Genomic DNA, 26,247 nt, shown 5'->3' on the forward strand with positions numbered 1-26,247 from the left:
CTTTACTGTTCTTGGTTTGTATCAGACTTGCGTCTGTTACGTTCTTTTTGAAATTCTTTATTTGGAATTTCAGGGTTGTCATGTTGTTAATTTTTCAAGGTTCTTTGTTGTCGAACTCATCAGCGACAACTTCTATATGCTATCACATTCAGTGTTCTTTGTCAACAACTTTTTAATTTCTTTTTTGATGTTCTGCATGCTTTCCAGATGAGAATCATCATGAAATATGTAAGTTGTGATCTTTGTTCGTTCGGTGTTTCGTACCGCGAACAGTTGATATAATACTAAATCAGACGTCAGATGTCAACACTTTTTTGACATTTTTTGCATTTTTTTATTATGCCTGAAAAAAGCCCCAAATATGGCTGTTATACTTATATATATAACTGTCCATATTCAAGGCTTCCGTCTGATATTCTCTATCTGTATATATTAAAACTTCTAGTTATTCTGTGTCAGATCTTCTGTCTTTGCTTCCAGAGTTGCTTTTACAGTTTTCTTAACATATTCGCCTTTTTCATTTCTGTAGAATTCGATCTCGATCTCATCGCCAACCTTTCCACTTGCTATTTGGCTTTGAAGATCTGTACTGTCTGAAATATCATTTCCATCAATACCTACAATGATATCACCTGTAAGAAGTCCGCATTTCTCTGCCGGAGATCCTTCACTTACCGAATATACATATACTCCTTCCGGCATATTCAGTCCTTCTGCATATTCAGATGTGATATTTTTAACGGTTACACCAAGATAGGTTGATCCTGATTTGGTTGTACTCTTGCCTGCAAGAATATCGTTGATGATATCCTGTATATCGGATATAGGAAGTGCGTAGCCCATTCCTTCTACTGTACTGTCTACATATTTCGCTGTGTTCATACCGATCAGTTCGCCCTTCATATTTACAAGAGCACCACCACTGTTACCAGGGTTGATAGCTGCATCAGTCTGAAGAACCTTTACAGTTCCGTCATCTACACTGACTTCACGGTCAAGAGCACTGATATATCCTACTGTTACCGACTGTCCATATCCAAGCGCGTTACCAATAGCGATACATGGATCTCCGGCTCTTAAGTTCTCGGATGAACCGATTGTGATCTCTTTGATCTGACTTAATGTGTCGTCCTTGATCTTCTTTAACGGAACGGTTACAACCGCTACATCATTTGATTCGTCATAGCCTTTTACTTCTGCACCGGCTGATTCACCATCTATAAATCCTGCTGATAATTCTTTTGCATCCTTTACCACATGATAGTTCGTCAGGATATAAAGGCTTGTTTCATCTTTTCCGATTATGATACCTGAGCCTGCTCCTGACTGCTCCTGCTCATAGGTATCAAACCAGTACTGATATGTTGTTACATATGTTCCTGTTATGGATACAATGGATGGCATTACAGTTGCACTTACATCTGCTACACTGTAGTCACCGGTGCTTCCGGATGCATTTGCATCGAGCAAAGCGGAGCTTGTAGTTGTATCTGATCCGATCTGAACCGTCTGATTTTCTTTCTTTAAGAACTTATCGCTTCCATACCGGACACCCTGGAAGACACAGCCTGCAACCAGTCCGAAGACAACTGCCGCAGCTATAGTCGTTGCTACCTTCTTTCCTGTACTTCTACCACCGTTTGTTTTCTTCATTTCTTTCTTAGCTTTTTTATCTGCTTTCTTCTTTGCCGAGCGTACCATCTTTTCTGATTTTTTCTTTTCCTTCTCAGCAGCCTTCTGCATTGCTTTATTTACATTTTCGGAATAACCATTCATATTCTGCGTGGAAGCACCTGTACCCTGTGCAGCATTTCCTGATGGATTCGTGTAAGCTGATGTATAGCCGGTCTGGCTGTTATATCCTGCATGCTGATTGCTGGAGTAAAATGCACCGCCAAAATACATATTCTGTCCCGGTGTTCCATGATACATACTACTCTGTGCATTCTGCCGGTTATATGCATTTGCGTTCTGTTCTGCACCAGTCTGTCCATATACGTTGCTGCTTCCATAGTTCTGTCCATAGGAGCTATTCTCATTCTGCATATTCATCTGTTCCGTCGTCTGTTCGGAAGCTGTCTGTGTCTGTTCCTGTGTTTGGCTTTCTGAGTTGAACTGACGATCCTGTTCTTCTCTAAAATTCTCATCCATAATCAATCATCCTTTCTTTCTATGTAACAGCAGCTTTCTTTTGTTTACTGCTCTCTTTCTTATTTACAGGTTATACTATAATCTGTAATTGTGTAAGAAGTGTGTTTTCCATGTAGAAGAAATGTGTTTTTCGTGTATAAAAATTTTGAACAACTTACATTTATTTATGCTTGACTTCATATGGAAATTGAAATACAGTTTTTTATGACAGATTACAGAATGATTTTTGTGGTATGCAATATTTTTACATATATTATATAGAAATTGAGGTTTTAACTTATGTTCCGAGTATGGGGTAAAATAATGAAGGATAACCGGCTGATAAAGGATACGGTTGTCTGTATAGATGATGCGTCTTTGACACGAACAAAAAAGGTATACAAAGCATTAGAGGAAATGTGCTATGAATTTGATCTTGCAAAACCGATCTGGCTGAAGAAAAATCAAAATGATTTTATTCTCCACGCAAGAACACGTTTCAATCATGATAATTTCGTGGAAGCGATTGAATTCGACTATCTGGATTTTCAGGTTATTGAAGAGGATTATTAATATGTTTACTGTAAATGATATTGGAAAAAATTATAAAAAGAAAATGGTACTAAATCATATCTCCCTGCAAGTTGCACCCGGTGAATGTATCGGGCTTCTGGGAATCAACGGTTCCGGAAAATCAACGCTGCTTGGTATTCTGTCCGGCGGACTCCGACAGGATCATGGCACTTATTCTTTTGACGAACCGGATAATACGGTCAGTTTTCTTCCACAGGAAAATCCACTGATTCCGGAGCTGTCCGGTCTGGATAATCTGAAGCTCTGGTACTCCGGCAGATCTGCCGAGCTAAACAGCACCTACAGCCTCTCTATCTTAAAAAAACTCGGTGTAGATGCTTTTCTTCATCAGAAGGTAAGTACAATGTCCGGTGGTATGAAGAAACGTCTGAGCCTTGCTATCTGTATGCTGGAGCGACCGGATCTTTTATTACTGGATGAACCACTTGCTGCGTTAGATCTTCTCTGTAAAAAAGGAATTCTGAACTATCTGAAGGAATATACCGGTAATGGAGGCAGCATTATCGTTGCAACACATGAAGAAGATGCGCTCTCCATCTGTAATCGCATCTATATATTAAAGGATGGTTTACTACAGGAAGCAAATGGTGCAGATTACGCAGCCATGCTTCGTGCCTGATTCAGATTGGATGTGAATGTTCTTATGTTTTTTCGATTATTTCTAACAGACCTTAAAAGAATAAAGCAGCGGTTTCTTCCGCTTGTCCTGATTACTCTCATTCTGGCGGTCGGACTCTCTGTCGTCGTTCTGCTGTCAAACCGGTTATTATATAATGAGCAGACCATCGAACCGGTCAATGTCGGGCTGGTTGCCGATGCATCTTCTCCTTATGCCAAGATGGCATATTCTATGGTAAGTGAAATGGACAGCTACCGGGCTACCTGCCGTTTCATCGAGATAGCTTCCGAAGATCACGGCAAACAGATGCTTGCAAACGACGAAATCAAGGCGTTGATCATCATTCCTGATAATATCATCAACAGCATTATATACGGAGAGGACAATCCGATCACAGTCATTTATAATCAGGATGGTACTTTAGATACTTACACTCTAAATGAGGTATTCAAATCCACCTCATCAATGCTTGCTACTGCACAGGCTGCAACTACGATCATTTATCAGGGAGCATATCAAATGGGGCTCCCGGATACTGCACTGGATCAAATTGCAACGGATGCCGATAATCTCTACATGGATTATGTTTTATCCAGAACAGAGCTTTATATCAGAGAAGACTTACAGCTTACCGGAGCTTATACCCCTTATCAGTATTATATAGTATCCGGGCTGCTGCTTCTGCTGTTCTTCAGCGGAATCGTCTTTTTATCTTTTATAAAAGGGAATTCTGATACATTACGTCTTCGTCTGAAGCTTCACGGAATCACCGGAGCGCATATTATAATCAGTCAGTATCTGACACTTACGATCACATTATTTATGATCTATACGATACTGTTCTTTAGCTGTATGACCGGAGGTACGATCGGTCATTTTGCCCCTTTGCAGTTTCATATATCGGGATTCTTTGCCGGAATACTCGCGATCCTGTTTATCGGATTCGTTATCCTGCTGATCGGGTATCTGCCAACCGGATATTCCGGGGCATGCCTGCTGTTATTTTTGACAGCTTTCTTACTGGCTTATATCGGAGGCGGTATTGTTCCGGTCAGACTTCTGCCTGACTTCATCCAGAATTTTGCTGAACATACCCCGTATTATCAACTGTTAAACCACTTATGTAATGGCTTTTACCATTAATCGATGAAAGGACAACTGCTTATGCTGTTACGTCAATACAGAATCCTGTTAAAACGGACTTCAAAAAAATTCATCAATCTTCTTCTGCTGCTGATCATTCCGTTCACGGCATTCTATATAAAAAATCTGCCGGTGGAAGAAAAAAGCACGGTATTCATCTGTGGATATTATATGGAAGAATCAAACAGTTACCTGGCACAGGTGGAGCAGGAGCTCTCCGGACATCAGGACTGCTTTACTTTCGAGAAATGCAGTTCTATGGAGGAATTAAAGGATCAGGTTGCATCCGGGCGGTATGACTGTGGATTTGCGTTTGACAATGGATTTTCTGACGCATTTATACATGATATCAAGAACTGCCACATTCGCTTATACACTTCCCCATCTTCGATGTTCCAGACAATCTTTTCCGAAACATTATTCGACCGGCTGTTGGATACTTTCTCGCCGGCTATTGCCGTCAACTATCTGGCATCGAATTCTGCCACAAAAGGCTTTTATCGGAGTTCTTTCCAGTCATATCTGGAAGATCAATACAGAAATTATATGAACAGTGATTCTGTCTTCCGGTTATCTGTCAATAATACAGGAGCCTACCACGGAACAACCGACCGCGTAGATCTGTTCCCGGTTCATGCATTTACCGGTTTTCTTCTGTTCTTATCTTCTCTGGTCGGTTTGCTGGTCTATCTGAAGGATCAGGATGAACACATCTATGACAGAGTATCCAAACGGAAAAGACTGCGTTTCTGTCTGACCGGTATTCTTGCTAATATAACACCGGTATGGCTGGTCAGTGTAGTTACGCTCTACTTATATGAGCAGCCGGAAGCCATCCTGCCATTTCTGTTAAAGATGTCCGGATATATACTGCTGTGTCTGCTGTTCACTTTTATCTGTCTGCTTATCTTCCGACATTATAAGCCGTTTGTATCGGCTCTGCCGGTTCTTGTAATCTGCACTTTGATCTTCTCGCCGATCTTCCTGCATCTGGAGGATTATGCGCCGATCCTGCGGTATCTGTCCTACCTTTTTCCGCCGACCTTTTTTTAGGGAAAACAAAAATAAGCTTGCCTGTGACGCTATATGACGCTACAGGCAAGCTTATTTTATATTTACTTTAAATTAATTGGCGCAAAAAGAATGAGCCTTGTTTATACGAATTTCTCGCCTTTTTCGTCGATTACAGCGCGGGCTGCTGTTGCTTCTGTAATCTTCTTTTCGATCATAGATACATCGGAGACAGGGACTGCTGTATGGAAGGTTACGTCTGCGCCATATTCTGTATTCTCTATGCTGATCTCATTTGTTGATAAGAGATACTGTACTTTGCCGGAATCATTATAGGAGCAGGTGATATCCATAAGCTTCATGCGCTGCATCTGGTGAATGCCGGCATCTGCAAGGGCAAGCTTAGCGGCTTCTGTGTATGCCCGGACAAGCCCTCCTGTTCCAAGCAGAGTACCACCGAAATATCTTGTAACCACAATACAAATATCTGTTACCTGATTTCCCGATATCACTTCTAATATCGGTTTTCCAGCTGTTCCCTGCGGTTCTCCGTCATCTGAAAAACGATAAAGGGTATTCTCTTTTCCGATTGCAAATGCATGGCAATTGTGTCGTGCATCATAATGTTTTTTCTTGACACTTTCTACAAACGCATATGCTTCTTCTTCTGAAGAAACCGGCTGTGCATAACCGATAAATCTGGATTTCTTCTCAACTATCTCATCGATGCCCGGTGTCAGTATTGTGTTATATGAATCTACCATGATTGTTCCCGTCTATTTCTTGTCAGAATTTGCAGATAATAACTTACTCAGCTCATTCATAAATGTATTCACATCTTTGAACTCTCTGTATACAGAAGCAAATCTTACATAAGCTACCTGATCCAGATCCTTGATCTTATCCATAACGATCTCACCGATTGTTGTACTCTCTACTTCTTTTGCCTCCAGATTAAAGATTTCGTTCTCGATATCATCGATACACTTGGATATCTGTTCCGCAGATACCGGTCTTTTATGACAGGATCTTATGATACCGGATTCGATCTTCTTTCTGTCATAAGTCTCTCTGTTCTTATCCTTTTTGATTACGATAAGCGGGATCGTCTCAACCTTTTCATACGTCGTAAAACGTCTGCCACAGGCATCGCACTGTCTTCTTCTTCGAATCGAACAACCGTCATCCGCCGGTCTGGAATCTATAACTCTTGTATCATCAACATAACAAAATGGACATCTCATGTTTTTGCCTCCGTAAATCAGGGAAAATTATTTTATCCCCTCTATTTTCTCTGCTACTAACTTTTACATATTCGGGGTGGAATGTCAACTAAAATAATATCCGGCCCGATCTTTACTACATTACAGAAATCAATGCGATACTCCTCGCAAGATCCAAAGCACCAGAAAATTTTTCCCTGCTCTGGAACAATTATCGCCTCAATTCTTCCGGAGCAGGGATCAAATTCAATATCTGCAACAAAGCCAAGCCGCTGGCAGTCCTTGCAGTTTATTACTTCTTTTTCTTTTAATTCACAAAATCTCATCTATATTCCCTTTTCAACAAAATCCACCTTCCGTATCATAATATGAAGCAGAGAATATATTTAGACATATAAATTATCGGTTTCACCGATCTGCCTATGAATCAGTCACAGCAGTCAGATTCTGAATCCGATCACATTGATCAGCTTATGATCTTGACCGGACACTTTCTGGCACATGCGCCACAATGGTACATTTATCATAATCAATGTGTGCAAGGTTCTGATCTACCGATACCGCATCAAATTCACAGGATCTGACGCAGAGTGAGCAGCCGATACACCCTGCTGAACATACTGCCTTTACTTCTTTTCCTTTTTCCTTTGAATTACATCTGACACGATGAGGGGCATCGTATGGAACCAGCTCGATCAGATGTCTTGGACAGACATCTACACACTTTCCGCACGCTTTACATTTTTCCTCATTTACAACTGCAATGCCATCTATAATATCAATCGCACCGAATTCACAGACTGCCTTGCAGGAACCATATCCTGTACAGCCATATGTACAGCCCTTTGGCCCGTTATTTGGGCTGTTTTGTGCAAGAACACAGGTCTTTGGTCCAACATAGTCATAGACATCCTTTGCCTTCTCACAGTCACCTGCGCATTTGACAAAGGCTACATACTTAGTGCTTGCTGTATTCTCTACGCCGAGTGCTGCACTGATTGCCTCTGCAACGGCTGCACCTCCAACAGGACATGCAGATGGCGGCATCTCACCCTTTGCAATGGCTGCTGCAAGACCATCACAACCGGGATATCCACATCCACCACAGTTATTTCCGGGAAGAAGCTCCCGCACCATAACTGCCTTTTCATCTACCGGAACTTTAAACTTTTCACCAGCTACACCGAGCAGAATACCAATGATGACACCAACGCCTGCTACAACAGCAACTGCGATCAGAATTGTTGTAATATCCATAACGATCCCTCCTTATATCAATCCGGCAAAGCCAAAGAACGCTATTGCCATCAGACCTGATGTGATCAGAACGATCGGAGTACCCTTAAATGCTTCCGGAATATCACTGTATTCCAACTTCTCACGGATACCTGCAAGGATCGTAATTGAGATCGCAAAACCTACTGCTGAACCAAAACCATTTACTATACTCTCAAGGATCGTATATTCATTCTGTACATTTGAAAGTGCGATACCAAGAACTGCACAGTTTGTTGTGATCAGGGGAAGGTATACTCCAAGTGACTCGTATAAAGACTTCATATTCTTCTTTAAGAACATCTCTACAAACTGTACCAGTGCCGCTATTACAAGGATGAACACGATTGTATTCAGATAATCTAATCCCAGCGGGGAAAGGATTCCATAATAAACAATACTCGTTACCGCTGAAGCGATCGTCATTACAAATATAACTGCCCCGCCCATACCGGTTGCTGTGTTTACACTCTTTGATACGCCAAGGAAAGGACACAGTCCGAGGAACTGGCTTAATATTACATTATTTACGAGGGCTGCTCCAACTGCCAATAATAAAATATGCATTATTTTCTACCTCCCCTTTTCTTATTCTTTTTATCTGTCGGTTTCTCATCAAATTCCTGATATTTGTTTACCTGATCTGCACTTGCAACATCTGGTCTTACAAGCTTTGATGTGTCAACCATATCGGATTCTTCCGATACTGCTTCCGCTTTCTCTGGCTCTGAAACCGGATTGTCTGTCTCTGAGAGAACAACTGCATGTGGTACTCTATTCAGATTCGCCGGAATATGGATTCTCGGTCTGTCAGACATCTCTTTTGCCACCTGAACCGGAGTCTGCTGTACGGTTGACGCTGGCTTTTCCTGTACCGGCTGCTGCTCTGGTTGTACTACCTGTGCTACCTGTATTTGCGGCTCCTGTGAAACCGGAGTAGTCGTAGTCTCTGATGAAGCTGCTATCTGTGGCTGCAGTGTACTCTGAGCAACAGCCTGCTGTACGACTGGTGCTGGTTGCTCTGGAACCGGCTGCTGCGCTGATTGTACCGACTGCACTTGTTGTCCGTTTTCCTGCTCTACCGGTTTCTTTGCTATCTTGTCTGGGATCACAACCTTTTTCGGCTGTGGTGCCGGTGCTGACGGAGTCTGTGCAGCGGATGCCTTGCCGGCATTTGTCTGAACATTAACCTGAGTATCCTGCATAGCAGCCTTTCTTCCTGCACACATGATGTTTGCACATCCCATACAGGATTCCGGCTTACAGCTTGCAGGGATCTCTTCTCCAATTGCAAGTGCCTTTGCTGCCTTCTTCGCATTTCTCTTATTGATCGTTGCAATAATAAAAGCAAGTACAAAGAATGCTCCCGGTGCAAGTACAAAGATTGTGATCGGCGTATATGCTGCAAGCACATCTCCGATTGCTTTTCCTGCTCCTGATGTCTTCTGAAGAAGGTTACCATCTCCAATGATCTGGAATCCGAATACACAGCCTTTTCCGATCAGTTCACGGAACATACCGATCAAGGTAAGACCGATCGTAAAGCCAAGTCCCATTCCAAGTCCGTCAAAGATTGACGGAAGAACTTTATTCTTCGAAGCGTAACTCTCTGCACGTCCAAGAATAATACAGTTTACTACGATCAGTGGAATATAGATTCCAAGGCTGTCATTTAAGGACGGCAGGTATGCCTGCATTAAAAACTGAATAACCGTTACAAAGGAAGCAATGATAACAATATAAGATGGTATTCTGACCTTATCCGGTATCACTTTACGAAGCAGTGAGATAAACGCATTGCTCAACACCAGAATACAGGTTGTAGAAAGTCCCATACCTGCTCCGTTGATCGCTGATGATGTAACCGCAAGTGTCGGACACATACCAAGCATCTGTACGAAGGTTGGATTTTCTTTCACGATACCATTGTATAAACGTTCTGTACATTTACCCATTAGTTTGCTCCTCCTTTCAGATAATCTGCATAGGAAAGTCCCGCATTTACTGCATTCGTGACTGCATTTGTCGTGATCGTCGCACCACTTAATGCATCGATCTCCTCATCCGATGCCGCACCGGATTTTGTATATTTAAACTGTGCTACATTCTTGCCTGCGAACTGTGATTTGAACTCATCTGTATCTGCCTGCATACCAAGACCTGCTGTCTCACTTAATGACAGGAAGGAGATACCATTTGTAGTTCCATCCTCTGCTACACCAAGAGCAAGCTGAAGATCTCCGCCATATGCCTCATGGGATGTAATAACAAATACATAACCAAGTGCATTTCCATCTTTGTCACAGGCAGTTACTGCATCATCTATATCTGCCTTATAGCCTTTATCCGAAAGCCATGTAGATGCAGTCTCACTGTCGAAGCCATCTACCGTCCGGAAGGCATCCGCATCTGTAAATACTTCCCGGTATGCGTCCTCCTTTGCCTGCTGTTCCGCCTGTTCGATCGGCTTCTTTGTGATCTGCTGTACATATGCAAGCACACCGCCGGCAACAAGTGTAATGACAAGGATTGCTACCGTTGCGATGACAATTGATTTCTTATCCATCTTCTTGCTGTCTGCTGCCGAGCCGCCTTCTTCCTTCTGAAGCTCAGCGCCCTTACCAAATGACTTCGGTTGTGTAAACCGTTCGATCAACGGAACAAGAAGGTTCGAAATAATGATCGCATAAGATACACCTTCTGCTGATCCGCCATAGATTCGGAACAGGAAGGTCAGAAGTCCGAGGATAATACCAAATACAACCTTGCCCTTCTTCGTAATAGGTGATGTTACATAGTCGGTCGCCATAAAGAAAGCACCTAACATCAGACCACCACCACAAAGGTGCGCTGCCAGATATAATGGCTCAAAGCCCATGCCGGATGCAAGGGAGTACAGGAATATAAATACGGAAAATGTTCCGATATAAACCAGTGGGATGATCGGGCTGATCACCTTACGAATAATCAGATATAAACCACCGATCAACAGACAGATCGCAGATGTCTCACCGATCGTACCTGCAATTCTTCCGATAAACATATCTAATACATCTACTGTTCCGCCACTCTTTAAAATCGCAAGTGGGGTCGCTGTTGTAACTCCATCATATGTAAATGTAGTCATCTTTCCCGCAAATGATATTAACAGGAAGCATCTGGCTCCAAGTGCCGGATTCATAAAGTTCTGACCCAGACCGCCAAATAACTGTTTTACTATAATAATGGCAAATGCGCTTCCGAGTATCGCCATCCATACAGGAACCTCCGGCGAAAGGTTAAGTGCCAGAAGCAGGCCTGTTACGACTGCACTGAAATCTTTTACTGTACTGTTTCTGTGCAGGAGCATTTCCACGCCCCATTCAAAAAAAATACAAGATGCTATACAGGTTAAGATCAGCACAAATGCTTTTGTTCCAAAATTATATACACCAAACACACTCGCCGGCAGTAATGCAATGATCACGTCCAGCATCAGGGATGATGTCGTTTTCCGATCTCTGACGTGCGGAGATGCAGAAATACTCAATGTTGTTTCTTCCATGTCTCCACCTCCTACTTCTTCTTACTTGCCAGAATACTCTTTCTGGTTCCGGCTATTGTCTGTGTCAAATGTCTCTTGGCAGGACATACATAAGAACAACAGCCACACTCACAACATTCCATGCCATCATGCTTTAAGAATGCATCTATATTGCCATGTTCTGCATATTTTGCAAGATCTGACGGAATAATTCTTCCCGGACAGACATCCACGCATCTTCCGCAACGGATACATGCAGATGGCTCCCAGTCCTGAACCTCATCATGTGTCATACAAAGAAGTGCTGACAGACCTTTTACTGCCGGAACATCGAGCGAGAACATCGCTTTACCCATCATAGGTCCACCTACAATGATCTTCTCCGGCAGCTTGCCATCCTTAAAACCGCCTGCCGCTTCTATGATCTCCCGACAGCTTGTACCATTACGAACCAGCAGATTACATGGATTAACGATAGCATCACCTGTAACCGTTACGATTCTGGTGTACAGTGGCTTACCCTCGATCACCGCTTCATAGATGGAAACAATCGTATCTGCATTATGTACGATACAGCCCGCATCTGCAGGAAGCATCTTGGAATTCACATATCTTCCTGTCGTTGCATAAATCAACTGACGTTCCGCACCCTGTGGATATTTTGTCTTTAAAACTTTTACCTCGATCTTATCGTTATCAGCCAGATGCTCTGAGATCTTTGCAATTGCTTCCGGCTTATTGTCTTCAATCGCGATAATTCCCTTTGCCTTATCAAACAGATTTACACAGATCTGAAGTCCAAGGATCAGCTTATCTGTCTCCTCTAACATTCTTCTGTAATCAGAAGTCAGATACGGTTCACACTCCGCACCGTTTACAATGATATATTCGATATCATCTTCATTTCTCGGTGACAGCTTTACATGAGACGGAAAACCTGCACCGCCCATTCCAACAATACCTGCCTCCTTGATCATATCCTTGATGTCTTCTCTGTAAAGTGTGGAGAGATCTCGCACATTCTCGGAGAAATCAACCGTCTCAAATAAACCGTCATTTTCTATTACGATTGAATTTACTTTATTACCGCCACTTGTCATCCTCGGTTCGATCATTTTTACCGTTCCTGAGATTGAAGAATGGATATTTGCCGAAACAAATCCTCCCGCCTCTGCAATCTTCTGTCCTACCAGTACACGGTCGCCACGCTTTACGATCGGAACAGCCGGTGCACCTATATGCTGACTGAGCGGATAAACACACTCTCCCTTTGGAAGATATTCTCTGACAGGCTTGTCTTTTGTTAGATCTTTGCCTTCATATGGATGAATACCACCCGAAAAAGTTAATAAACCCATCTGCATACCTCTTTCTCTCGTTATTCTTATCAATTCATTCTCTGTTATCGAGAAAAACTAATCATATAATAATACTTCACAGGGTCAAAAACAACCCTAAAACTTGCCAATCTGGCCGCCAACCGCCCGCATGACAAATGCTGCCGCAAGACCGATCAGAACTCCCGTGATCGTTCCAGAGACCAGTAAAACCGGAGCATATATCAGGATATTTTGGTTCTTTATCACCAGATATGCAACGATAAGTTGACCAACATTATGTCCGACACCTCCAAGAATACTCGTTCCCGTTGTTGAAAAAAAACCGATCTTAACAGAGATCCACATAAACAGCATGCTGACTGCTGCTCCGGCAAGACTGTATATCATAACGGTAAAATTGCCAAATAATAAAGACGACAGGAAGATACGGAGCACGGATACCAAAACCGCATCCGCAAGTCCAAGCTTGCACAGCACTACAATAGTTACAATATTGGCAAGTCCGAGCTTGATTCCCGGTACCGCGATATCGATCCGGATAAAGGATTCGATATATGAAACACCATTGCAACCGCAATAAACATTCCAAGCTGTGCTATCGTTCCTGCGCTGTTATGAGCCTTTTTCTGTATCTTCCTATTTGTAGATTTTTTTTGGAATTTTTTTGTTTCTTCCCCATCTTTTCTTTCTATATATGCCTTTCCTGCTATACTATGAATAGCCCTTATCGATTATCATATTCTGATTCCTGTCCAACATCACCTTCCACCTGAATCACCAGCTTATGCGGCAGGCAGACAATATTCTCTCCGGTCTTCGATATCTTCCCCATACGAATACATACCTGATCCGGACAGTCTGCTTCTGTTACATATGCCATTCCATTCTTTATTTCCAGAATATTCATTCCTTTTGCGGTCTGAATCTCTTTCGTGGTATCTGTATTCAGATCATATCTGCCAATCTCTTTCTGGTCTTCATATATAATAACCTGACTGCCTTTTTTCTGACCCAGCCGGATGACTCCATAGCAGACGATTCCTAAAAGGATCAGCACAAGTGCCAGAATGATGTCTCTTTTTTTTATCATTTTACTTTATAGTCTCCATTTGTTATCGTGAACTGTTTTCCTGCCTGCTCTGTCATATATATATTCTTATCCTTATCGAGCAGGATCACATCTGCGTCAAAGCTTTTTACAAGCTTAAGTGCCCGATCCGCCGGAAGCAGAATACACATCGTTGATAAGGCATCACTTAATGCACCGCTTTCACAGATCACTGTCGCTGATATCGTTCCGGTGTCTGCCGGGTATCCGGTCTTTGGATTTAAGATATGATGATATCTTTTTCCATCCTGAATAAAATACTTCTCATAATCGCCGGATGTTGATATATAGACCGGATGCCTGTCTGACCGGACTTCTACGGTTCCCATCATATCATTTTCATTTCCTCTCGGATCACGAATACCGATCCGGAAACCGGAACCATCCGGCTTTGCGCCGTAGCATAAAACGCTGCCGCCGACTGCCACACAAGCGCCTTCCGCCTGATTTTCTTCAAGGCTTTCTGCCACCCGGTCACAAGCAATGCCTTTTCCCATCGCACCGAAATCAAGGCTTAAGCCTGTTTCATCAAACAGCACATACCATGTTCCATCCTCTGAAAGCTCACTTACCTGTGTCAGTTCTTTTCCCTGTTCGTCTACGATATGCACTTTCGAATCGTTAACTACCGAACAGGCTTCTTCTATCTTCTGAGTCTCCGGTACTTCTTTCTTCCCATCTTCGATACCCCAGCAGGACGCTAACGGACGGATCGTGAGTGCCAGCAGGTCATCTCCTGCCGCGCTTACTTCTTTTTCCTGCAAGACCGCAGATGCCAGGTCATAGCTTATCTCATAAGGCTCTCCTGCCTTATATTCATGATTCACACGGTATACCTCTGCGCCTTCTATCCGCCATGAGATCTGTTCACGCTCCAGTCTGCTTACGCAGTCGATCACTGCATCCGCATCCTGTCTGCCCTGATCCGAATAGACCGATACCGTAACTGCAGTTCCCATGGCAAATCCGGTCGTCGTATACCCCTTTTTTTTCTGGTTATCCTTTCCGGTATAAAAGATAAACGCAATTACCAGCCCGATACATAATATACCTGATAATAATGCAAGTTTATTCTTCAAAGCATTTATTCCTCCATATATAACAGCCAATACAGGCATAAACACACTTTGCAAACCTGTTCACAGGAACATCCCACGCGTAAATTAAAAGAGCTGTTGCCAACCACGGTTCCAGCTCTCTTTTTGTCTCTGTCTGCAAAGCTCCTCGCTTTGCACCTTTTTCTATCCTCTGTAATATTTCAGGATTGCTTCTACATCAAAGTATCTGCTTCCAAAATCTTTATAAATGGCATTCTTTGTCATCGCATAGACAAATACATCACCCTGACCTTTGATTCCGTCTAAGGCAGATGGCTCTATCGCTACTGCAAACTCATCAAAGTGAAGTGCAAGTATAAAGCCCTCTGTATAATATGTATTATACAGATTCATCACTGTAAGCTCTGTCTCCGGTGTGATCGTCATATCTGAAATCGTAAGGCTGTTACCTCTTGGGATATTCATATATACCTCTGCTTTCATTTCTTTACCGAAGGAAAGCTTTACGGATGCAGGATCTTCTGTCGCACGAATGCTTTTCAGAATCTCTGCAGCTTCAGCCGGTATTGCTCCCGGTGTCTTCGTGCAGTCTACAACTTCCCGTCCTGCCATGTATTTCTTATCCAGAATGTTGACACACTTTACAATCTTGTTGTCATTGCCCGGATTCGGCAATATGCTGGCAACCTTGTAATAGTCTTCGTTCTCTAAAATCTCTTTAAACAATAAGCTTTTAATATCATAAAACTTTGCCAGCATTACAGGCTTGTAATCCATGTACTTGATCGCTGACCGTATTTCATTTATATCTCTGATTTCCATTTGTATATTGTCTCCACTTCATTCAAATTTGTTCCGCTCAAATCATACATCCATTTTCTGATCTTTGCAACCCGGTTTTTAATGGAATTCCTGACAGACCAGTTCTCGCAGACGATATCGGAAAGCTTTCTCGTATTCCTCGTCTTCATCAACGCTGTGATTGACCTCTTCAAAACAAGCTTTTCGGATGGCCTCCTGTGTAAATATCGTAGGGCTTTCATCATCTCTGCCCCAGTAGAATACCGCGCCATCAACACTCTCATTTCCATAAATCTCCTGCATCCGGCTGATACAGCTCTCATCTCCCAGGAACACATGACAGATACCGGCTAATGATTTACAGAGAACCTCTGCATTGATCGTATATCCGTCAAAATCCTGCGCCCAGTCTGGAATCTGCTCCGGCTTATCTACAAGGATCACCGGAAGACTTCTACCAGCATGTGAAAGAAGGCTTTTAAGCTGGTCTGCGGATATCGGAACCGCTTCGGTGTCTTCATCCATAAATACGTCCGCATCCAGGAATCCGACCTGATTAAATATATCCCGCATAAACTTCGGTCGATTATACCGGCGCTCTCTGGAATAGATATTCTCACAGATATGACGGCAGGTCAGATACAATCCATCGCTTTCTTTTCGGAGTTCTGCAACCACATGCCAGATCATACCGGCTTCTTCATTGCTGATCGTCTGCATATCCATTAGAAAATATTCCTTCTCTGCAACAACCTTTAACTTATACCCCATCACTTCATAAGAAACAGACTCCATTTTTTTTGGCATCTGTCCGAATATCAGGGAGATATGCTGGTACGCCCATTCGTATATGATCTCACTTGCCCGGTCAAATCCGTCATCCCGTATCCGTATCGTCTGGTCAAATACCAGATCCGATACCAGCGGCCGGATCTCCTGCTTGATCTCTTTGTTCAACACCCTGCCGAACTGTTCTCTGTCAAGCTGTGCTGATATGAATTCGTCATTTACCACTTCTTTATTAATGAGGTAGATTACCCTATTCGGCGACAATACCTTCTGATATTTTTTATTCAGCAGAATATTTACAAGCTGCTGCTTGGATACCGCCCAGAACTTCTCTACGACCTCCGGATGTTCATCAAAATATGCCCGAACCTCAGGCTTAATCTTATCCTGTGTGATCTTTAACCGGTATTTGCTTCGGATCGCATTTTCCCAGTTTTTCTTGATATACTGATCTCTTGCCAGATTATCGAAGATCTGCACGATTGACCAGTCGCACAGCTCTAGGTTTGCGATGATGCTGTTCATCATGCGGGCATCCTTTTCCTGTCCATCCCACAAACTGCTTCTGTTATCATCAAAGCCTTCATCCATTTTATACTTGTACCGCATCTCATGCTCGATCTCATGCCAGCCCTCAAACAGAACCGTTCTGAGCTGAACCTCAAAGGTCCGGTCAAATGGCTGCTCCCACAACTGATCGGATATGTTGATCAGATATTTGCTTGGGATCTTAAATACACCATTGCACTTCTGGGCTTCAAACCGGTTCTCTTCCCATGCTGTCTTTGACCAATTATCTACCATAAAGGTGTCTTCGAGCAGTGCTTCACTGATCCTGATATCTTCTGTATAAAATAAATTAATACGGATACCGATCAGATCCTGTATCTTCTTATCATCTTTTCCCGTGCCATATTTTCCTGTATCTAACTTACGCTGTAATGACGTCAGTGTCTTTACTCTCGACATACTGTGAAAATAGATTCCGGCATTTCTGAGCTTCGTCATCAACGTCTGTTCCAGCTTCGTTCTTATATCATTCAATTCCTGAATATCTTTGTCACTGATCAGTGCCAGAGACTCATTATTACGTTCCATATAACCACCTGCTTTTCAAATAACTTTCACCCGTAAAAAGCGCACAAAAATACACTGTTATGATACCATTTTATTCCCTTGTCAGTCAATTTTTATGACATAACCTTTTTCTAAATTTTATGTGAAAATACTCCCTTTTTATTAAAATTCTATTTCAATGGATATTGCTTATTTCCTGACACACCGATATAATGTTATGAGATCTGACATGATATAAGAAAATAAGGAGGAATCTTATGATTCTCGATTGTCAAAATATAAGTAAAGCATTCGGAACCAACGTAATTCTCGACAATGTATCCTTTCATCTTGAAGATAAGGAAAAAATGGCGATCGTTGGTATCAATGGTGCAGGCAAAACAACATTATTAAAGATCATTATGCAGGAAGAAGAAGCAGATTCCGGACAGATTGTTTTATCAAAAGACCGTACAATCGGTTACCTTTCCCAGCATCAGGATATTTTCTATGACGATACGGTATACGGCGTGATGGAGGATGCCATGAAGCCTTTGATCGAGCTTCAGGATAAGATCCGCAAACTGGAACAGGATATGACAACACTGACTGGCGACGAACTGAAAGCCGCCCTCTCAACCTATAACCGCTATACACATGAATTTGAATATAAAAACGGATATGCCTACGAAAGTGAGATCACCGGAGTATTAAAAGGTCTCGGCTTCTCCAAAGAAGATTTCGACCGTCATACCGATACCTTATCGGGCGGACAAAAAACCCGTCTTTCACTCGGCAGACTTCTTCTTACAAAACCGGATATCATCATCTTGGATGAGCCGACCAACCATCTGGATATGGATTCGATCAGTTGGCTTGAAACCTTTCTAACCGGATATCAGGGAAGTGTGATTCTTGTCTCCCATGACCGTTACTTTCTGGATAAGATCGTAACAAAGGTCGTAGAACTTGATCGTGGACACAGCACCGTATATAACGGAAACTACACCTACTTCTCTCAAAAGCGCGCCGAGATCCGGACAAATATGATGAAAGCCTACTTAAACCAGCAGGCAGATATCAAGCATCAGGAAGAAGTTATCACAAAATTAAAGCAGTTCAATCGTGAAAAATCGATCAAACGGGCAGAAAGCCGTGAAAAAATGTTAGACCGTGTGGAACGTCTGGACAAGCCAACCGAATTAAACAGTGAAATGCGGCTGACGCTGGAACCATCCGTTATCAGCGGTGAAGATGTACTTACGATCGAAGGGCTGTCCAAAGCCTTTGAACAGTATAATCTGTTTTCCGATCTGAATATGGAGATCAAACGTGGTGAGCATGTCGCCCTGATCGGCGGAAACGGAACCGGTAAGACTACGATCTTAAAGATCATCAACAAGCTTGTTCCAAAGGATGACGGAACTGTCATCTTAGGCTCCCGTGTCAAGATCGGTTACTACGATCAGGAGCATCAGGTCCTGAATATGAACAATACGGTATTTGACGAGATCAGCAACGCCTATCCCGACCTGACCAATACCAGGATCCGAAACGTTCTTGCCGCCTTTCTGTTTACCGGAGAGGATGTGTTCAAACGGATCGCAGACTTGAGTGGGGGCGAAAAAGGGCGTGTATCCCTTGCCAAAATGATGCTCTCATCTGCAAACTTCCTGATTCTCGATGAGCCGACCAACCATCTGGATATCACATCCAAGGAGATCCTTGAAGAAGCGATACGGAACTATACCGGAACAGTCCTTTATGTATCCCATGATCGATATTTTATCAATCAGACAGCAACAAGGATCATCGAATTAAAGGATAAGCAGTTAACCAATTATATTGGAAACTATGATTACTACGAAAGCCACAGAGCCCAGCCGGCTTCCACCGGAAAGCAGGCATTTGCACCAGTATCTGATACTGTCTCTCAGGAAAAACAGGCAGAATCCCAGGCAAAGCTCTCTTGGAAGGAAAACAAAGCCGAACAGGCAAGACTTCGGAAAAAAGCAAATGATCTGAAAAAGCTGGAAGACAAGATCGAACAGCTTGAAAACCGTCTGGCTGAAATTGATGAAGAATTTCTGGTTCCTGAAAATGCAACAAATGTTGCACTGTTAAATGATCTGACAAAAGAACGAAATTCTGTAGAAGAAGAATTGAACACGATGTATGAACAGTGGGAAGAATTATCTTCTGAGGAATAAACATCTAAAAAAGCATTAGATACGGACAATTTGCTGTTGTAAGTTACATACAACCATGCAATATCCGCATTCTAATGCTTTTGTATTATCAGTCGATCACATTTATGATCTTTCTTCCATATGTATATGTATTGCCGGATGCCGGAATACAATAAGTACTGTTACTGATATAGACCTGACTACTGCTTCCCATTCCACCGTGAATACACCAGTAAGTTCCATCATTATCATAATAAGCGCCCCAGTCCTTGACACAGGCTTCCGCCAACTGTTTGGGAACACCCATCCGGATCAGATATTTCTTAACCGCTGCCGCATTTTTAAACTTACCAAGAAACAGGGAAACATGGCTTGCCTCTGTCTCTCCGTTTTTATAATATACGATCACGTCTCCCGGAGTTAATGCATCATATGAGAAATCTACAATATCTGAATTCAACTGAATCGAATCCTGTTTCATCCAGCTTTTCCCATCTGACAGAACAACTTTTCCGGTCACAGTTCCGGCACCGCCCCATTCCGTTCCGGTATACATCCGATCTAACAGGATACCGCCTTTTTCCGGACTTGTATACTGAACCGCAAGTTTCTGCGATGGAACATCTCCACCAGCAAGTGCAAATGCCTGATCGACAAATACATTGCAATATATATTTGTCTTACCCAGATATGCCAGGATCACGCGCTTCATCCATGCATCCGTATCCCAGTAAACAGAACCTTCCAGTCGTCTGCTATATGCACGTCCATATTTATCAAAGTCATATAGATATCCATCCACGGACTGACTTCCAGATACACTCTGTCCCTGTTCATTCATCAGGTAATATACCGTCTTGCCATTGATCTGGACAGTAACAATCCCCGGAACGATCTGATCCAGCTTCTGTCCTTCTCTGTATATGGAATATTTTCCGGTCTTGTCATAATATATGTATTTTGATACTTTTCCGGAAGCATCCGTATAGACTGCAGTTTTTTTGTCAATGGTCTGCCAGCCTCTTCTGCCTTTATCACGCCATCTTCCGGTATATAATAATAATCCGAATGAATATTTAATAATTTATCTGTTACCTGCTGCCATCCGGAACTTCCTGCATCATAGATCCATACTGTGTTCCTGTATTTGCTCTTTGAATAGCTGGCATTAAAATACCGGTACAGACTTGTTCCATTTTTATCATAGTAAAAGGTTTTTCCTTTATTATATGGCGCCCACATACTGGAAACTTTCTTCCATCTGACTCCATTTGCCTGATACAGCACATATCCGTTTCCGGACTGTTTTCGTTTATAGAGCACTTCTCCCTTTCGGATATAATACATGGTCGTATCATTTGAGCTGTACCATCTGGTTGATGTATAATGTCTTCCATTTTTAAAATATACAAATGAGCCATCGATCTTATAAATGCCATCTGTTACAAAATTCCATTTGTTTTTACTGTAGATCTTATACATTCCGATCCGCTCGCTGTCCTTATATCCATCCAGATAATAGGTCTTTGTATTACGTGCATTTGCATTAAAATACATCATGGCATTTTTTACATTTACCCATGTATCTCTTACTGCTTTGCCATCTTCGCCAAAATAATAGCCATAACGATCAACCTTTTTATAATAGTTCCGACGGCTTACACCATCCCGCAGATAATAATATTCTCCGCCGGCCTGTTTCATTCCCTGTGCCAGTGCACCCGCTGCATCAAACCAGTACACTGTGCCTTTAACGCTGATGTAACGATCCGTTACACGCTGTTTCTTGCCATTTGTAAATGAATAACAGGCATCTCCTGAAAAGCGGAATATTGCCTTTCCATCCTTTACATATACCTGTGATCTTCCATATGGATACCAGCCGGTTTCATCCACCCGCTTTCCTTTCCGGAAGAAATAATACGTTCCCGCTACCTTCTTGATTCCTTTTACCGGTGTTCCGTCAATGTAATATATATCCTTTGAAAAACCGGTTGTCAGAATGGAATAATCGTCACTATAGTAAAAGCATTTTTCAAGAGCTGTGTTTCCGGTTTTATTTTTTGAAAACCGAAGCACGGTCTTTGTCGTTGCCGGCTTAAATTTCAATGACATCTTGCCTGTATAAGAGCTGGTATCATAGGAACCATTAAACTCACTTTTCTTAGTTACTACAACCGCCCACAGCTTCTCATCATAGCTTACAAGTGCATATTTCAGTCCGGTGCTCTCATCTACACCCATACCTTTATAGTAATCTGACTTTACTGCATAATCATATTGGAAGGAACCGTCACTGGCATTTGAAAATGTATGTGTGTTCTCGTCCTGTGATAATTCCTGTTTCTTTACTGATTCCGCAGCCTGCACATTTCCGGTATTTTTCCCGGCTCCCATAAACAATATCAACAAAGCTGCTATACATAGAAGTATTAATCGTTTATTCTGCTGTTTCATCTTTCTTTTTATCCGCCTTTTCTGTCCACAGATAAGGGGTTATCTGGTAGACGTAATAATTCAGCCAATTGGCATATAATGTATTAGCATGGCAACGCCAAGATTTGATCGGTGTCTTGCTTGGATCGTTGTCCGGATAATAATTTACCGGAATATCCGGATTCAGTCCCTTTGCAAGATCACGCTTATATTCTTTATCAAGCGTCAGAATATCATATTCCGGATGTCCGGTTACGAATATATTCTTTCCTTCATCGCCAATGATCAGATAAGGACCTGCCTCATCGGACTCCGCTACGATCTCCAGATGCGGATTTTTTACGATCTCATCTTTGTCTACACCTGTATATCTGGAATGCGGTACATAAAAGATATCATCAAACCCACGAACAAGCGGTGTCTTTCTGTGGAAGGTATGATGCATATAGATTCCTGATAATTTCTTATCCAGCTCATGCTTCTGCACCCCATACCGATAATACAGACCTGCCTGTGCGCCCCAGCAGATATGGATCGTGGAGGTTACATTTTTCTCCGACCAGTCCATGATTTCTTTTAATTCATCCCAGTATTCTACATCTTCAAATTCCATCTTCTCGATCGGTGCTCCTGTGATAATGAATCCATCCCATTTCCGATCTTTGATGCTGGAAAAATCGGTGTAGAACCGTTCCAGATGGCCTTTTGGTGCATGCTTGGATTCATATGTCATCGTACGGATCAGGGAAATATTCACTTGAAGCGGCGTATTTGACAGACTTCTCATAAGCTGTAATTCTGCATCCTGCTTTAAAGGCATCAGGTTCAATATCAATATATCAAGCGGACGGATATCCTGACGGATGGCTCTGTCTGAACCCATCACAAAGATATTCTCATCCTCCAGTATTTTCTTTACCGGTAAATCATCGTCAACTCTAATTGGCATTTTCTATCAAGTCCTTTCTGTTTCAACTGCCATTTTTCTGTTTCTATATTATCAGGAAAACTGTTCCAGAAACTGCGCTTCTGAAATGATCGGTATTCCCAGACTCTGTGCTTTTTTATTCTTCGAAGATGTGGATGTCACATCGTTATTGACCAGATATCCGGTCTTTGAAGATACAGAACCTGCTACCTTTCCGCCCCGGTCTTCGATATACTGCTTCATCTCATCCCGGTTTGCAAATTGTACCAGACTTCCGGTTATTACAAAGGTAATACCTGCAAGCGTCTGTGGTACCGTTTCAGTCTCTGCTTCAAACTCTAATTCACGAAGCAACCTATCTATAATAGCACAATTCGACGGATTTTTAAAATATCTTACAATTTCCTCTGCAATCACTGTTCCAATTCCATCAATCTCTGTATATGCTTCTACATCCGCATGCATGATCTGATCCAGGTTATTTTTAAAATGTTTGCAGATCAGCTTCGCTGTTGCATCTCCGACCCCAGGAATTCCAAGGCCATAGACAAAACGGTTCATCGTTGTGTGTCTGGATGTATCAACAGCCTGAATCAGCTTCGCATAAGACTTCTCTCCAAAGCCTTCCAACTCAACGATCTCTTCTTCATGACGATTCAGGTGATAGAGATCATCCAGATGATCCAGATATCCCTGTTCAATAAATTTGTCTATCGTGGCTTCTGAGAGACCGTCAATATTCATAGCATTTCTGGATACAAAATGAGCAAATGATTTTAACTTCTTTGCAGGGCAGAATTCATTGGTACAATAAAGGGTCTCTACCTGATCTACACCCTCTCCCTCCGTCACGATCTTTGTCAGACCACCACAGGCAGGACAGGATTCCGGAATCGATACATTTCCACTTCTGGTATGATTTTCGGCAATCTGCGGAATGATCATATTTGCCTTATAGACCGAGATCTCATCTCCGATCCCAAGCTGCAACGACCGAAGGATACTGACATTATGGATACTTGCACGGCTGACTGTTGTTCCTTCAAGGGACACCGGATCAAATACCGCAACCGGATTGATAAGTCCCGTTCTGGAAGGGCTCCACTCCACATACTGCAGATGGGTCACTGCCTGTTCATCCGCCCATTTGAATGCCATACTGTCTCTTGGGAACTTCGCTGTTCTACCGAGACTCTTTCCATATGCAAGATCTTCTAACACCAGTACCAGACCATCCGAAGGAAAATCGTTCTGCTCAATCTGTTCTGCAAACTTTGCTACACGCTCCGGCAGCTTATCAGCATCGATCAAATAATGCTCTACGACATCAAAGCCCTGCTGCTCCAGCCAGTCTAATTCATAGGAAAAGGAATTCTTAAAGTCCACATCTTCTCCATCCACCAGATTAAAGGCAAAGAAATGTACGTTTCTCTCTTTTGTAATGCGGTTATTCAACTGTCTGACAGAGCCGCTGCATAAGTTTCTCGGGTTTTTATATTTTGCATCTGCATCTGTGATCTGCTCATTTATCTTCTCAAAATCTGAATACTTGATAACTGCCTCTCCACGGATCGTCAGCTTACCCTTATATGGAATCTCTTTCGGAATATTTGCAAATACTCTTGCGTTGTTCGTTATAACCTCGCCCTCTAAGCCATTTCCTCTGGTTACTGCTTTTACAAGCGTGCCATTCTCATAGGTAAGGACAACGGTAAGACCATCTAACTTCCATGAGATCACACCCTGATGTGTGCCAAGCCATGCTGCCAGTGCTTCCACACTCTTGGTCTTATCAAGAGAAAGCATTGGATGCTCATGAGCCTCTTTCGGAAGCTCACTTACAATCTCATATCCGACATGAACCGTCGGACTGTTCGACATTACAATTCCTGTCTCTTTTTCAAGTTCTACCAGTTCATCATACAAGGCATCATATTCCAGATTGCTCATGATCTCGGTATCTTCCTGATAATATTTCTTTGATGCCTCATTCAGTTTTTCAACTAATTCTTTGATTCTGTCTCTCTTTTCCAACTGACATACCTCTTATTTCCAACAACATTCTGTTCATTTTTATTATCCGGCTGTGCTTCTTCCCGCTTTGTTTTTACTTCTTCTTTTCGTTCCACTAAACGTCTGAGTTCTGTTTCTTCTTCCTTTGTCAAATGGCGGTACTCACCCGGTCTCAGATTCCCCAGACGAATATTGATCACTCGAAGCCGTTTCAGATTTACGACCTTATATCCAAAATATTCGCACATTCGGCGGATCTGGCGATTCAGCCCCTGTGTAATTATGATCTTAAAGGAATAATTATCGATCTTATACAGACGACATTTTTTTGTCACCGTATCAAGAATCGGAACACCTGCCGCCATCTGTGTTAAAAATTCGTCCGTGATCGGCTTATTCACACGGACACGATATTCCTTCTCATGATTATTGACTGACTTCTGGATACTGTTTGACAGGTCTCCATCGTTTGTCAAAAGCAGTAATCCCTGTGAATCCTTATCTAATCTTCCTACATACTGCAATCGGATCGGATACTTAATATGATCAAAGATGTTATCCGGATCATCATGACTTGCCGTGCAGGTCAGTCCCAGTGGTTTATTGTATGCAAGAATAACTGTCTCTTCACGCTTTCTTACAGGCTTTCCATCGACCATTACCCTGTCATTTGCCTCTATCTTCTGTCCCATTTCCGCAGGCTTCCCATTTATTGTGATCCTGCCTTTTAATATATATTCATCTGCCGCACGTCTGGAACAAATGCCAGCTTCGCTCAGATATTTATTAATTCGAATGCCTTCTGCCATATCATGACCCTTCCTGTTCTGTCTCTCTGCCGCGACTGTTTTGCCGCTCTTTTTATCTGTTTTCTTTATAACCATATCTTTTTAATCATACCATTCTGATCATTAAAAGTAAACAATTACAACTTTTCAATTTCGGGGCTTGTTTTTTCTCTTTTTCCGACGTATAATAAGGCAAACGCAAAGGTGTGTTTCTACGGAAACG

The 26,247-nt window shown here is 42.4% G+C and carries 22 protein-coding genes and 3 pseudogenes; 5 read left to right on the forward strand and 20 right to left on the reverse strand.

Annotated elements, in window-relative coordinates; translation table 11 throughout:
* Positions 1–441 precede the first annotated feature (441 nt).
* Entirely contained in the window at positions 442–2,151 is a 1,710-nt protein-coding gene (locus tag DW959_RS07470) for a trypsin-like peptidase domain-containing protein (protein ID WP_226800997.1), read from the reverse strand.
* A gap of 279 nt (positions 2,152–2,430) precedes the next feature.
* Here DW959_RS07470 and DW959_RS07475 point away from each other — a divergent pair, with 279 nt between their 5' ends.
* Genes DW959_RS07475 through DW959_RS07490 form a run of 4 tightly spaced genes read left to right on the forward strand, consistent with a single transcriptional unit; the run spans position 2,431 to position 5,539 of the window.
* Positions 2,431–2,703, forward strand: a complete 273-nt coding sequence (locus tag DW959_RS07475; protein ID WP_021943110.1) for a hypothetical protein — start codon at positions 2,431–2,433, stop codon at positions 2,701–2,703.
* 1 nt (position 2,704) lies between these two features.
* A complete protein-coding gene (locus DW959_RS07480; protein ID WP_117821876.1) occupies positions 2,705–3,343 on the forward strand; it encodes an ATP-binding cassette domain-containing protein in 639 nt (212 codons plus the stop codon).
* Between the two features lie 24 nt (positions 3,344–3,367).
* On the forward strand, positions 3,368–4,486 hold the full coding sequence (locus DW959_RS07485) for an ABC transporter permease (protein ID WP_117821877.1): 1,119 nt from the start codon (positions 3,368–3,370) through the stop codon (positions 4,484–4,486).
* A gap of 21 nt (positions 4,487–4,507) precedes the next feature.
* On the forward strand, positions 4,508–5,539 hold the full coding sequence (locus DW959_RS07490) for an ABC transporter permease (protein WP_173783570.1): 1,032 nt from the start codon (positions 4,508–4,510) through the stop codon (positions 5,537–5,539).
* A 101-nt stretch (positions 5,540–5,640) separates the two neighbouring features.
* Here DW959_RS07490 and DW959_RS07495 read toward each other — a convergent pair whose 3' ends face one another.
* The 14 genes and pseudogenes from DW959_RS07495 to DW959_RS07555 all read right to left on the reverse strand — a co-directional run bounded on the left by DW959_RS07495 (position 5,641) and on the right by DW959_RS07555 (position 17,712).
* The gene (locus DW959_RS07495; RefSeq protein WP_117821879.1) at positions 5,641–6,261 is read right to left on the reverse strand and encodes a YigZ family protein; all 621 of its coding nucleotides are present in this window, start codon (positions 6,259–6,261) and stop codon (positions 5,641–5,643) included.
* A 12-nt stretch (positions 6,262–6,273) separates the two neighbouring features.
* The gene (gene nrdR, locus DW959_RS07500; protein WP_021943105.1) at positions 6,274–6,741 is read right to left on the reverse strand and encodes a transcriptional regulator NrdR; all 468 of its coding nucleotides are present in this window, start codon (positions 6,739–6,741) and stop codon (positions 6,274–6,276) included.
* Positions 6,742–6,797: 56 nt separating this feature from the next.
* A complete protein-coding gene (locus DW959_RS07505; RefSeq protein ID WP_117785395.1) occupies positions 6,798–7,046 on the reverse strand; it encodes a YlmC/YmxH family sporulation protein in 249 nt (82 codons plus the stop codon).
* A gap of 140 nt (positions 7,047–7,186) precedes the next feature.
* Positions 7,187–7,977, reverse strand: a pseudogene (locus DW959_RS07510) (RnfABCDGE type electron transport complex subunit B).
* 12 nt (positions 7,978–7,989) lie between these two features.
* On the reverse strand, positions 7,990–8,565 hold the full coding sequence (locus DW959_RS07515) for an RnfABCDGE type electron transport complex subunit A (RefSeq protein ID WP_117785396.1): 576 nt from the start codon (positions 8,563–8,565) through the stop codon (positions 7,990–7,992).
* 728 nt (positions 8,566–9,293) lie between these two features.
* Positions 9,294–9,950 (reverse strand): annotated as a pseudogene (locus tag DW959_RS14565) (electron transport complex subunit E); the annotation flags it as partial.
* Positions 9,950–10,561: an RnfABCDGE type electron transport complex subunit G gene (locus DW959_RS14570; protein ID WP_226800999.1), complete on the reverse strand. Its 612-nt coding sequence runs from the start codon at positions 10,559–10,561 to the stop codon at positions 9,950–9,952. The gene DW959_RS14570 and the pseudogene DW959_RS14565, both read right to left, overlap by 1 nt.
* A gap of 42 nt (positions 10,562–10,603) precedes the next feature.
* Positions 10,604–11,539 (reverse strand): annotated as a pseudogene (locus DW959_RS14575) (RnfABCDGE type electron transport complex subunit D); the annotation flags it as partial.
* An 11-nt stretch (positions 11,540–11,550) separates the two neighbouring features.
* Entirely contained in the window at positions 11,551–12,876 is a 1,326-nt protein-coding gene (rsxC, locus tag DW959_RS07530; RefSeq protein WP_117821882.1) for an electron transport complex subunit RsxC, read from the reverse strand.
* Positions 12,877–12,972: 96 nt separating this feature from the next.
* Positions 12,973–13,410: a Gx transporter family protein gene (locus DW959_RS07535; RefSeq protein ID WP_347475341.1), complete on the reverse strand. Its 438-nt coding sequence runs from the start codon at positions 13,408–13,410 to the stop codon at positions 12,973–12,975.
* 172 nt (positions 13,411–13,582) lie between these two features.
* Complete coding sequence (locus DW959_RS07540) at positions 13,583–13,948, reverse strand: NusG domain II-containing protein (RefSeq protein ID WP_117821883.1); 366 nt, start codon at positions 13,946–13,948, stop codon at positions 13,583–13,585.
* Positions 13,945–15,045, reverse strand: a complete 1,101-nt coding sequence (locus tag DW959_RS07545; RefSeq protein ID WP_173783568.1) for an FAD:protein FMN transferase — start codon at positions 15,043–15,045, stop codon at positions 13,945–13,947. The genes DW959_RS07540 and DW959_RS07545 overlap by 4 nt, the downstream gene beginning before the upstream one ends.
* 162 nt (positions 15,046–15,207) lie before the next feature.
* Positions 15,208–15,846 carry a hypothetical protein gene (locus DW959_RS07550; protein WP_117821885.1) on the reverse strand — a complete coding sequence of 213 codons (639 nt, stop codon included), beginning with the start codon at positions 15,844–15,846 and terminating at the stop codon, positions 15,208–15,210.
* A 78-nt stretch (positions 15,847–15,924) separates the two neighbouring features.
* Complete coding sequence (locus DW959_RS07555) at positions 15,925–17,712, reverse strand: hypothetical protein (RefSeq protein ID WP_117821886.1); 1,788 nt, start codon at positions 17,710–17,712, stop codon at positions 15,925–15,927.
* A gap of 236 nt (positions 17,713–17,948) precedes the next feature.
* Between DW959_RS07555 and DW959_RS07560 the strand changes: the two genes are divergently transcribed.
* Positions 17,949–19,880 carry an ABC-F family ATP-binding cassette domain-containing protein gene (locus tag DW959_RS07560; RefSeq protein ID WP_117821887.1) on the forward strand — a complete coding sequence of 644 codons (1,932 nt, stop codon included), beginning with the start codon at positions 17,949–17,951 and terminating at the stop codon, positions 19,878–19,880.
* A gap of 88 nt (positions 19,881–19,968) precedes the next feature.
* Here DW959_RS07560 and DW959_RS07565 read toward each other — a convergent pair whose 3' ends face one another.
* Genes DW959_RS07565 through DW959_RS07585 form a run of 5 tightly spaced genes read right to left on the reverse strand, consistent with a single transcriptional unit; the run spans position 19,969 to position 26,045 of the window.
* A complete protein-coding gene (locus DW959_RS07565; RefSeq protein ID WP_118615816.1) occupies positions 19,969–20,700 on the reverse strand; it encodes a hypothetical protein in 732 nt (243 codons plus the stop codon).
* On the reverse strand, positions 20,700–22,316 hold the full coding sequence (locus DW959_RS07570) for a hypothetical protein (protein ID WP_118615818.1): 1,617 nt from the start codon (positions 22,314–22,316) through the stop codon (positions 20,700–20,702). The genes DW959_RS07565 and DW959_RS07570 overlap by 1 nt, the downstream gene beginning before the upstream one ends.
* Positions 22,300–23,244, reverse strand: a complete 945-nt coding sequence (metA, locus tag DW959_RS07575; RefSeq protein ID WP_117807418.1) for a homoserine O-succinyltransferase — start codon at positions 23,242–23,244, stop codon at positions 22,300–22,302. The genes DW959_RS07570 and metA overlap by 17 nt, the downstream gene beginning before the upstream one ends.
* Positions 23,245–23,295: 51 nt before the next feature.
* Positions 23,296–25,257 carry an NAD-dependent DNA ligase LigA gene (gene ligA, locus DW959_RS07580; protein ID WP_117821889.1) on the reverse strand — a complete coding sequence of 654 codons (1,962 nt, stop codon included), beginning with the start codon at positions 25,255–25,257 and terminating at the stop codon, positions 23,296–23,298.
* Complete coding sequence (locus tag DW959_RS07585; protein ID WP_117807448.1) at positions 25,227–26,045, reverse strand: pseudouridine synthase; 819 nt, start codon at positions 26,043–26,045, stop codon at positions 25,227–25,229. Before DW959_RS07585 ends, ligA begins: the two co-directional genes overlap by 31 nt.
* Positions 26,046–26,247 lie beyond the last annotated feature (202 nt).

The organism is Clostridium sp. AM46-21, from assembly GCF_003480025.1.
In the GTDB taxonomy this organism is placed as follows: domain Bacteria; phylum Bacillota; class Clostridia; order Lachnospirales; family Lachnospiraceae; genus Coprococcus; species Coprococcus ammoniilyticus.

Bases quoted from the DNA above. Each gene is read 5' to 3' on its own strand.
- DW959_RS07470 (WP_226800997.1), bottom strand. From the start codon at position 2,151: ATGGATGAGAATTTTAGAGAAGAACAGGATCGTCAGTTCAACTCAGAA.
- DW959_RS07475 (WP_021943110.1), top strand. From the start codon at position 2,431: ATGTTCCGAGTATGGGGTAAAATAATGAAGGATAACCGGCTGATAAAG.
- DW959_RS07480 (WP_117821876.1), top strand. From the start codon at position 2,705: ATGTTTACTGTAAATGATATTGGAAAAAATTATAAAAAGAAAATGGTA.
- DW959_RS07485 (WP_117821877.1), top strand. From the start codon at position 3,368: ATGTTTTTTCGATTATTTCTAACAGACCTTAAAAGAATAAAGCAGCGG.
- DW959_RS07490 (WP_173783570.1), top strand. From the start codon at position 4,508: ATGCTGTTACGTCAATACAGAATCCTGTTAAAACGGACTTCAAAAAAA.
- DW959_RS07495 (WP_117821879.1), bottom strand. From the start codon at position 6,261: ATGGTAGATTCATATAACACAATACTGACACCGGGCATCGATGAGATA.
- nrdR (WP_021943105.1), bottom strand. From the start codon at position 6,741: ATGAGATGTCCATTTTGTTATGTTGATGATACAAGAGTTATAGATTCC.
- DW959_RS07505 (WP_117785395.1), bottom strand. From the start codon at position 7,046: ATGAGATTTTGTGAATTAAAAGAAAAAGAAGTAATAAACTGCAAGGAC.
- DW959_RS14570 (WP_226800999.1), bottom strand. From the start codon at position 10,561: ATGGATAAGAAATCAATTGTCATCGCAACGGTAGCAATCCTTGTCATT.
- rsxC (WP_117821882.1), bottom strand. From the start codon at position 12,876: ATGGGTTTATTAACTTTTTCGGGTGGTATTCATCCATATGAAGGCAAA.
- DW959_RS07540 (WP_117821883.1), bottom strand. From the start codon at position 13,948: ATGATAAAAAAAAGAGACATCATTCTGGCACTTGTGCTGATCCTTTTA.
- DW959_RS07550 (WP_117821885.1), bottom strand. From the start codon at position 15,846: ATGGAAATCAGAGATATAAATGAAATACGGTCAGCGATCAAGTACATG.
- DW959_RS07555 (WP_117821886.1), bottom strand. From the start codon at position 17,712: ATGGAACGTAATAATGAGTCTCTGGCACTGATCAGTGACAAAGATATT.
- DW959_RS07560 (WP_117821887.1), top strand. From the start codon at position 17,949: ATGATTCTCGATTGTCAAAATATAAGTAAAGCATTCGGAACCAACGTA.
- DW959_RS07565 (WP_118615816.1), bottom strand. From the start codon at position 20,700: ATGAATGAACAGGGACAGAGTGTATCTGGAAGTCAGTCCGTGGATGGA.
- DW959_RS07570 (WP_118615818.1), bottom strand. From the start codon at position 22,316: ATGAAACAGCAGAATAAACGATTAATACTTCTATGTATAGCAGCTTTG.
- metA (WP_117807418.1), bottom strand. From the start codon at position 23,244: ATGCCAATTAGAGTTGACGATGATTTACCGGTAAAGAAAATACTGGAG.
- DW959_RS07585 (WP_117807448.1), bottom strand. From the start codon at position 26,045: ATGGCAGAAGGCATTCGAATTAATAAATATCTGAGCGAAGCTGGCATT.